The sequence below is a fragment of the Campylobacter concisus genome (assembly GCF_902460625.1).
Classification (GTDB): domain Bacteria; phylum Campylobacterota; class Campylobacteria; order Campylobacterales; family Campylobacteraceae; genus Campylobacter_A; species Campylobacter_A concisus_AD.
Genome location: NZ_CABPUT010000007.1, coordinates 46,930 through 54,842, shown reverse-complemented (window position 1 = coordinate 54,842; position 7,913 = coordinate 46,930). Strand labels below are relative to the sequence as shown.

The 7,913-nt window shown below is 38.2% G+C and carries 8 protein-coding genes and 1 tRNA gene; 4 read left to right on the top strand and 5 right to left on the bottom strand.

Going from position 1 to position 7,913, the window contains the following annotated elements; translation table 11 throughout:
* Both F3G69_RS06370 and F3G69_RS06365 read left to right on the top strand, forming a co-directional pair.
* On the top strand, positions 1-611 hold a 611-nt coding region (locus F3G69_RS06370; protein ID WP_188115339.1), incomplete at its 5' end, for a methylenetetrahydrofolate reductase.
* Between the two features lie 838 nt (positions 612-1,449).
* Positions 1,450-1,525: transfer RNA gene (locus F3G69_RS06365), tRNA-Val, on the top strand.
* 74 nt (positions 1,526-1,599) lie between these two features.
* On the opposite strand, the gene F3G69_RS06360 is transcribed toward F3G69_RS06365, so the two are convergent.
* The 4 genes from F3G69_RS06360 to F3G69_RS06345 form a co-directional block, all read right to left on the bottom strand.
* Complete coding sequence (locus F3G69_RS06360) at positions 1,600-3,018, bottom strand: alanine/glycine:cation symporter family protein (protein ID WP_087577252.1); 1,419 nt, start codon at positions 3,016-3,018, stop codon at positions 1,600-1,602.
* A gap of 571 nt (positions 3,019-3,589) precedes the next feature.
* Positions 3,590-4,240, bottom strand: coding sequence for an ATP-dependent DNA helicase RuvA (locus tag F3G69_RS06355; protein WP_149714727.1), 651 nt, complete (start codon positions 4,238-4,240; stop codon positions 3,590-3,592).
* 65 nt (positions 4,241-4,305) lie between these two features.
* On the bottom strand, positions 4,306-5,472 hold the full coding sequence (locus F3G69_RS06350; RefSeq protein WP_223155884.1) for a replication-associated recombination protein A: 1,167 nt from the start codon (positions 5,470-5,472) through the stop codon (positions 4,306-4,308).
* A 28-nt stretch (positions 5,473-5,500) separates the two neighbouring features.
* Positions 5,501-6,028 (bottom strand): pyridoxamine 5'-phosphate oxidase family protein, encoded by a 528-nt coding sequence (locus F3G69_RS06345; protein WP_149714725.1) that lies wholly within the window; start codon positions 6,026-6,028, stop codon positions 5,501-5,503.
* A gap of 80 nt (positions 6,029-6,108) precedes the next feature.
* Here F3G69_RS06345 and F3G69_RS06340 point away from each other — a divergent pair, with 80 nt between their 5' ends.
* Positions 6,109-6,450: a hypothetical protein gene (locus tag F3G69_RS06340; protein ID WP_149714724.1), complete on the top strand. Its 342-nt coding sequence runs from the start codon at positions 6,109-6,111 to the stop codon at positions 6,448-6,450.
* On the opposite strand, the gene ung is transcribed toward F3G69_RS06340, so the two are convergent.
* Complete coding sequence (ung, locus tag F3G69_RS06335; RefSeq protein WP_149714723.1) at positions 6,405-7,097, bottom strand: uracil-DNA glycosylase; 693 nt, start codon at positions 7,095-7,097, stop codon at positions 6,405-6,407. The genes F3G69_RS06340 and ung overlap by 46 nt on opposite strands.
* A gap of 64 nt (positions 7,098-7,161) precedes the next feature.
* On the opposite strand from ung, the gene F3G69_RS06330 reads away from it, so the two are divergent.
* Positions 7,162-7,728, top strand: coding sequence for a YbaK/EbsC family protein (locus F3G69_RS06330; RefSeq protein ID WP_103580666.1), 567 nt, complete (start codon positions 7,162-7,164; stop codon positions 7,726-7,728).
* Positions 7,729-7,913 lie beyond the last annotated feature (185 nt).

Below are 7,913 nucleotides of genomic sequence, written 5' to 3'. Positions count from 1 at the left end.
GGGTTGCTAATAAATATAACGAGAGTGAATTTAGAGCAAATTTAGCCAAAAGTAGTAGCGATATAAATGTTTTTGTCGGCGTTGCTTCTGGCAAGGTAGAGCCTAAAATGAGCCTAGAGCGTGCTTATGAGATCGCTAGAGATGAGTTTAAAGAGCTTGTAGTGGGCGGTGTTTGCATAGCTGAGAGGCATGCTAAAAAAGGCGATGAAGAGCAAAGGATGAGCCAAAAGGCCAAAATGGGGGCGAAATTTTTTATCTCGCAGGCAGTTTTTGATATAAATTTGGCTAAAAATTTACTAGAAAGCGTGGCAAAAAGCGGGTTAAATTTACCTATTATTTTGACATTTACTACTTGCGGCAATACAAAAACGCTAGAGTTTATCAAGTGGCTTGGCATAAGCGTTGATAAAAAGAGCGAAAAAAGGATGCTTGAAAGTGATGATTTTTTAGCTACGGCATCGCAAATTTGCCTTGAAAATTTCGCAGAGCTTTATGAATTTGCTAAAAAACTTGGTATAAATGTCGGCGTCAATGTTGAAAGCGTAATGGCAAAAAGAGCCGAGATCGAAGCGAGTCTAGAGCTAACACATAAGATGAGAGAGGTGTTTTGATCTATTAAGAGCTGTTAAAGTTTAACTGATTTGAAGTTTCGCTATATCTTATATCCAGTACCCTAAGTAAATGGTAGGAATTTCTCTTATATCTCGTACGAGTGGTCTAATCCATTCTTGCTTTTGCATTGATCTAAAATTTCCTAGCGTAGTAAATTTCCTTAAAAACGCTAGTGGTATTTTTGCTCTGCAAAAGCGTAATGAGAGAGATATTTTGACTATTTCTTATAAATTTAACTAGTTCGAGGTTTAATTTTTCATGTCTATTACTACTCTCAAAGATACCGATAACCTTGTTAACTTTTTTAGCTGGATCATCCTAAACCCTAGTAGTAAAGCGATCTATTTTAGGATGACATTTTGCTCAAGGTTGCTTGAAAACAGCAAGATATTCTTTACCAGTCAGCTAGTCCACCAACCGGTTTTTGTATTATTCTTATCAGCCTTTTGTTTTAAAAATTCCTCTTCCTCTTTTGTAGGTTTATACTCACCTTTGAAGAATTTTTCTTAGTATCAATCTTTTGCTCTAGTATCTTTCTCTCATGAATTTTATATGTTGGCTTCAGTACTAAAGATAATTTCTAAAGCTAACGCTATATGCCCTATATCATAGTGGTAGCTTACACATTTTAGCTCTTTAGGAGTGCCAAGGGGTTTTTGTGACGATAACTTGTGAGTTGCCGATATTGACTGGGTAGTTTTCATCTTTACCGATAACTGCGAAGCAAGCGTTAGCTAATTCTAAATTTATCCATCAAATTTGCTACTTATAAATAAATTTAATTACTAAAAAATTAAGCTAAATAAAATAGAAAATAAAATATAATCCCAAATCTTTGGTCCCGTAGCTCAGTTGGTAGAGCACTACCTTGACATGGTAGTGGTCGATGGTTCGAGTCCATTCGGGGCCACCACTTCTAACAAAACATCCCAAACAAGAGATTTAAAAATTAATTATTAGTAAATTTTCTAAAGATGTGGTAAAGATTTATTTCAAATAATCTTTCACATCATACTCTTTGCCAGCATCGTGATCTTTTAAAAGCTTTGCCACGATAGGGCTTAAAATGATGATGGCAATTAAATTTGGTACGACCATCAAGCCATTAAACATATCCGCTAGGCTCCAGACAAAATCAACTTTTTGCAAGCTTCCCAAAAATACAAAAACGACTACTAAAATTTGAAAAGCTCTGACCGCTTTTGCCCCAAGAAGGTATCTTACGTTGATCTCAGCAAAATAGTACCATCCAAGAATCGTTGTGAATGCAAAGAAAAATAGGCAAACAGCTACGAAACTATATCCGCCAACCTTACCAAAGATATGCGATGAGAAGGCTTCTTGCACCAAGGTGATACCTGTAAAGACTGCCTTACCGTTTTCAAAGCTAATAACATTTGCAGTAAGCACTACAAAAACCGTGATATTTAGCACGATAAATGTATCTACAAATACGCTCATTATACCAAGTACTGCTTGATCGACTGGGTGTTTGACATTAGCTGCGGCGTGTGCATGCGGAGTTGAGCCCATGCCAGCTTCATTGCTAAAAAGCCCTCTTGCTATTCCGTATCTCATCGCAGCTGCTATGCTAGCTCCAGTAGCTCCACCCCACGCAGCTGAAGGATCAAACGCTGCTTTATAGATAAGCAAAACTGCATCTGGGATTTCGTGAAAATTTAAAGCGATAATGATTAGTCCAACACCTACATAAAGTAAAGCCATCAAAGGCACGATCTTTTCAGCTACTCTTGCGATCGCCTTTACGCCACCTATAAAGATGACCGCGCAGACGATTGCTAAAAAAGCTCCAGTTATCCACTGAGGTATACCAAAGGCACCTTTAAAGCCGTCTGAGATCGAGTTTGCTTGCACCATATTGCCGATAAAGCCAAGTGCGATAATGATAGCGATAGCGAAAAATCCAGCTAAAATTTTTGCCCATTTTCCCTTTAATCCACGACTTATATAAAATGCAGGACCGCCTATCGTGTGACCGCTGTCATCTTTCGTGCGGTAAATTTGAGCTAGGCAAATTTCAGCAAAATTTGTAGCCATGCCTAAAAATGCAGCGCACCACATCCAAAATATCGCTCCAGGACCACCCATGATAAGAGCTGTTGTCGCACCTACTAGATTGCCAGTGCCAACTTGTGCGGCGATCGCAGTTGCAACTGCTTGAAACTGGCTCATTCCAGCCTTGCCAGCAGCTTCGCCGTGAAGCGAGAAATTCCCAAAAAGTTCTCTTAGGCCCATTTTAAACTTAAAAATTTGAACAAACCCAAGCCTAATAGTAAAAAATAGTCCGGTGCCGCAAAGTAGGGCGATAAGGAAGTATGGACCCCAAAGAAATGAATTTATACTCTCAACACAATTATTTAAAATTTCAGCAAAATTTGTAGGCATTTTCTTGACTTTCATTGGTGTAGTTTAGAGAGCGAGTATATTTAAAAAAATATAAAATTAGAATAAATAAGAAAAATTTTTTAGCTTAGCTTAAAATTTCGCGCTAGTTTCGGCTTACTCGTGGCAAGCTTGTTTTTGATAGCTAGATTTTATAGCAGATATTTTTACGCTCTAAGTTATTTTTTGATTGATAATTTTCTAAATTTATCCCACAAAGACGGCTTATGAGGACTAAAATTATTTCTTGATTTTTGGATTTTAAAATTAGGTTTTTATGTGTTTTAGACGGCTTTTAAGAGAAATTTGCAATCTTTCTTGCTGGATATAACTTGGCAAAACGTATTTAACTCTTAGTTTTACTAAAAATTTTATCAAAAGCGTTTAAAAGGCTTTGGCTATTAAGTTGCTTAGTCGTCTTTGTAAAATTTCCCACCTTTTGCTTAACTGGGTTAAATTTACCGCCTTGCGCCGATTTTTTTGTAAAATTAGGCAAACTATAAAATGCTTTACGGACCACCAGTAAGTTTGCTTTTTGTTTTAAGTTTAACGATAAGTTTGCGCAAATTTAGTGCTATTCTATAGGCTTAAACTGCGTAAAATCCATACCGGTCGCGTCAAGGACCGCACGCGAATAAAAATAAAAACTATAAAACAAATCATCATCATAAAAGCGTTCTTCCCAAAGCTCCTCGTCGTTTTCGTCGCTTTGTGGCCACAGGTATTTTTCGGCTAGCATATCAGCAAAGCTGCCCAGTGGTGCGGCGTGATTAATTTTATCAGCATCGTCACAAACCATAAGCATAAACGCGAAAAATTCACCCAGACGGGATACGATAAGCTCTGCCACCTCGTTTTTATCGCCGTTATCAGCGACCAACTTCGCCCGCATAAAAATTCTCGCCAAAAATACAAGTGCAAAAGGCGTAGCGTGCCAAAAAGTACTTTGATGCTCTATTTCTTTAAAAATTTTATCAAGCACGTCACAAGCAGCTTTGGCGTTAAATTTTGCTTCATTGTTATTTGCTGGATTTGCCGTATTTTGTCCGCTATTTGACTTGCTGGTAGTCAAACTTTGTGTCAAATTTTTCTCGCCGATCGCTGCCGAAAGCTGTTTAAAAATTTCTGGAAATTCGCTTGCTCTACCATAAGTCGTTGTTAATCTACTCCAAGGCACGTCTTCTATCTCTAAATTTGTGATGTATGCTAAATTTTGCTTATTCATCTATATACCTTTAAAATTTACTCTTATGCTTGGCATAAATAAATCTGACAGAGTAAAGCCAAAATTTAGCCCTTGGATTTTATTTTATCTAGCCACTCATTTAGTGTTTTTTCAAAGCCTATGCCCTTGCTTTTGTAAAAAACGAGTGGTTTTTCTAGGTATTTTTGCTCGATCCAGCCGCCAAAATCATGCGGATAAAGGTAGTCTTTGCTCTCTTTTGTGTGATTTTTTAGATATGGCGGGATTTTTAAAATTTCCTCGCTTTGCACGTATCTTAGGGCGGCATTTATCGCATTGTAGCTGGAGTTTGACTTTGGCGAGCAGGCTAGATAAACGGCGCACTGAGCTAGTATTATCCTAGCCTCTGGAAAGCCTATCTCTTTTACCACGCTAAGCGTGCTTGCGGCTAAATTTAGTGCATTTGGGTTTGCGTTGCCGATGTCTTCGCTGGCAAATATCGCCATCCTTCTAGCGATGAAGTCAGCACTCTCGCCAGAGTCTATGAGTCTTGCAAGGTAATATATGACGGCGTTTTCGTCGCTTCCGCGCATACTTTTTATAAAAGCGCTTGCTAGCTCGTAGTGCGTGTCATCCTCTTTCGCTCCCTCTTTTAGGGCGTTTTGACGTAGTGTTTTTAAATTTTCTAAGCTCACATTTTCATCAAGCGTGACGGCAAATTCTAGTAAATTTAGCATGGCTCTTGCGTCGCCGCCACTACTTTTAAAGAGATACTCTTTGGCATCTTCGTCAATGCTAAATGAAATTTGCTCTTTTATCTTGCCAAGAAGGTCTTCAAAATCGCTACTGCTAAGCGGTCTAAACTCAAAGAGCATCGAGCGGCTTCTGATACCTGAGCTTAGCGTGAAAAAGGGATTTTCGGTACTTGCGCCGATGACTAGGGCTTTGTAGTTTTCCATGGGGATCAAAAGTGCTTCTTGCTGGGTTTTGCTAAGCCTGTGGATCTCGTCTATGAAAAAGAGTGGCTTGTTTAAGGCGTTTTCGTAGTTTTTTAAAATTTTGCGAAAGTCATCTATCTTTAAATTTCCGCCGTCAAACTCATAAAAATCGTAGTTTGCCCCGCTTGCCACAGCTCTTGCAAAGCTCGTTTTGCCACAACCTGCTGGACCATAAAAGATGGAGTGCGGGATCTTGCCGGTGGCTATAAATTTTAAAAAAGCCGCTTTAACTGCCTTTTGGCCGCAAATTTCATCCAAGTTTTTTGGTCTAAACATCAGTGCAAGTGAGCTCAAATTTATTCCTTTACTTTGCTGGTTTTGGTAAAATTTTGGCCTTAGCACTAAGGCTCTCTATCTTTAGCTCGTAAATTTTCATGATCCCGAGCCCATACTCCGCAGCCACGTCAAAGGTGCTCATTGCGTAGGCAGTGTATTTTTGGCTAAGAATTTTTAAAATTTCATACTTTTTGGTCTTGTCCTCGACCTCGTAGGCTCTTGTTTTTGCGATTGCACTTTTATATTCAGTTGTAAAGACCTTACCACCAAGTGCCTTGCCGTCGTTTTTTATCGTATCTAGCTCACTTTCGCTTAGATGCGGGACTTTGTTAAAACTAACGCAGACAAACTCCACTTTTCGTCCATTTTGAAGTAGTTTTGCCTTACAGCCAGCGGTAGCTCCGTGTATAAAAATGCTTTCACCAACTCTAACAGGCGAGATCGGTACGCTAAAAATTTCTCCCTCATCATCCACGCATGAAATTACCGCATATTCACATTCATCTATGATTTTTAAACCATCTTCACGGCTTAGTTCTCTATCTTTTCGTCTCATTTTTTATCCTTTTTTGGAAAGATCATTTTAAAATTTAAGTGCTTAAAGGCTAGTATAACGTAAAAATTTCAAGGAAAAACATGAAAAAAATAGCCATTTTTGCCATTTTGCTTGGCATAAATTTAGTCCATGCAAACGATGTTTGCAATGAATATATAAAGCAAAGTAGGCTCTATCTTGACGAGCTTTATGCCAAAGAGAGCAAACGACTCGCAAACGATGAAAAGGCGTTAAGACTTTTTGAGCTTAAATTTGATGAGTTTAAGCAAAGACAAAGCGGTCAAGAAGCCATAATTTTGCAAAACAAAGATGAGAAATTTTGCAAAAGAAAGCTTGAAGAGATAAACAAACTTTTAAATGATCTAAAAAAAATAGATCAAATTTTTACGTTTAGATCCCAGTCTATTGGCGTTTTACCGTGATTTGCTAGGTAGATATTTGCCTTTGAGAAATGACGGCAGCCAAAAAATGCACCACGAGCCAGTGGGCTTGGATGTGCTGCCTCTAAGATGAGGTGCTTGCTGGCGTCAATGAGCGGTGCTTTGGCTCTAGCTGGATTGCCCCAAAGCATGAAAACTACGTTTTGTAAATTTTGGCTAACTTTTTTTATTACAGCGTCAGTAAAACCCTGCCAGCCAAAGCTTGCGTGGGAATTTGCCACTCCAGCGCTGACGCTTAAAGTCGAGTTTAGTAGTAGTACGCCTTGTTTTGCCCATTTTGTGAGATCGCCGCTATTTGGCTCTTTTATGCCAAGATCAGCGTAAATCTCTTTATAGATATTCACAAGACTTGGCGGGACTTTTACGCCACTTGGCACTGAAAAGCTTAGTCCCATGGCTTGATTTGCGCCGTGGTATGGATCTTGGCCTAGGATGACGACTTTAACAGAGTGAAAAGGCGTTAGGTTAAATGCATTAAATATAAGTGCACTTGGTGGATAGACGACGCCAGCGCTCTTTGTCTTTAAGAAATTCTCTTTGATGCGAGCAAAATTTTCACTCAAAAACTCATCTTTTAGCATCTCTTTCCAACTTGGCTCGATCTTTATATCATCTAAATTTATCTGCATTTTCCTGCCTTTTGTAAGTTTTAGCGGTATAATTTTAACTAAAATTTATCCAAAGGAAAGAGCTGTGTCTGAGCAAATTTTTAATAAGATATATGAGCTTCTTAGTAAGAATGAAGCCAAATTTAAAGTCCTAAATCATGAGAGTGCGACCACTTCAGAAGAGGTGGCAAAACTTAGGGGAACAAAGATGAGCCAAGGCGCAAAGGCTCTAGTTTGCTCTATTAAAGGAGTGGATGAGGAGAAATTTAGGCAAATTTTTAAAGATGAAAATGTGCTAAATGATTATTTGCTAAGCGATGAAAAGCCAGCGATGAAGGCTGGTAAAATTTATATTTTGGCTATTTTGCCAGCCGATATGCAAGCAAATCTTGATAGCTTGACACAAAAATTTGACGGCAAAAGAGCAAGCCTAGCTAGTCCAGATGAAGTTTTGGCATTGACAGATTGTGTTTTTGGTTCAGTGCCACCGTTTAGCTTTCATAAAAATTTACACATAGTAGTTGATGAAAGGTTACTACAAAGAAACGATGAGATCGCATTTAATGCGGGGCTACTTGATAGATCGATCATTTTAAATACAAAAGATTATACGAAGATAGTACGACCAACGCTAATAAATTTTGCAGAATAAAAAAAGTGCTAGGCTAACCACTTCCTAGCACTAAATATTGTCGGGAGAAAAATGAATTTAAGTAATGCAAAGACGAGAAATTGCTAAATTCATTTCAAGAACAAATATTATCAAGCATAATCTTAAAATATAATAAATTATATAAATAAAAAGCTTTAAATTTAGGGATTTACATATTTAAATAT

What these genes read in the sequence shown, in the direction of transcription:
- F3G69_RS06360 (WP_087577252.1), bottom strand. Translation starts at nt 3,018, where the DNA reads ATGCCTACAAATTTTGCTGAAATTTTAAATAATTGTGTTGAGAGTATA.
- F3G69_RS06355 (WP_149714727.1), bottom strand. Translation starts at nt 4,240, where the DNA reads ATGAATAAGCAAAATTTAGCATACATCACAAATTTAGAGATAGAAGAC.
- F3G69_RS06340 (WP_149714724.1), top strand. Translation starts at nt 6,109, where the DNA reads ATGAAAAAAATAGCCATTTTTGCCATTTTGCTTGGCATAAATTTAGTC.
- F3G69_RS06345 (WP_149714725.1), bottom strand. Translation starts at nt 6,028, where the DNA reads ATGAGACGAAAAGATAGAGAACTAAGCCGTGAAGATGGTTTAAAAATC.
- F3G69_RS06350 (WP_223155884.1), bottom strand. Translation starts at nt 5,472, where the DNA reads ATGTTTAGACCAAAAAACTTGGATGAAATTTGCGGCCAAAAGGCAGTT.
- ung (WP_149714723.1), bottom strand. Translation starts at nt 7,097, where the DNA reads ATGCAGATAAATTTAGATGATATAAAGATCGAGCCAAGTTGGAAAGAG.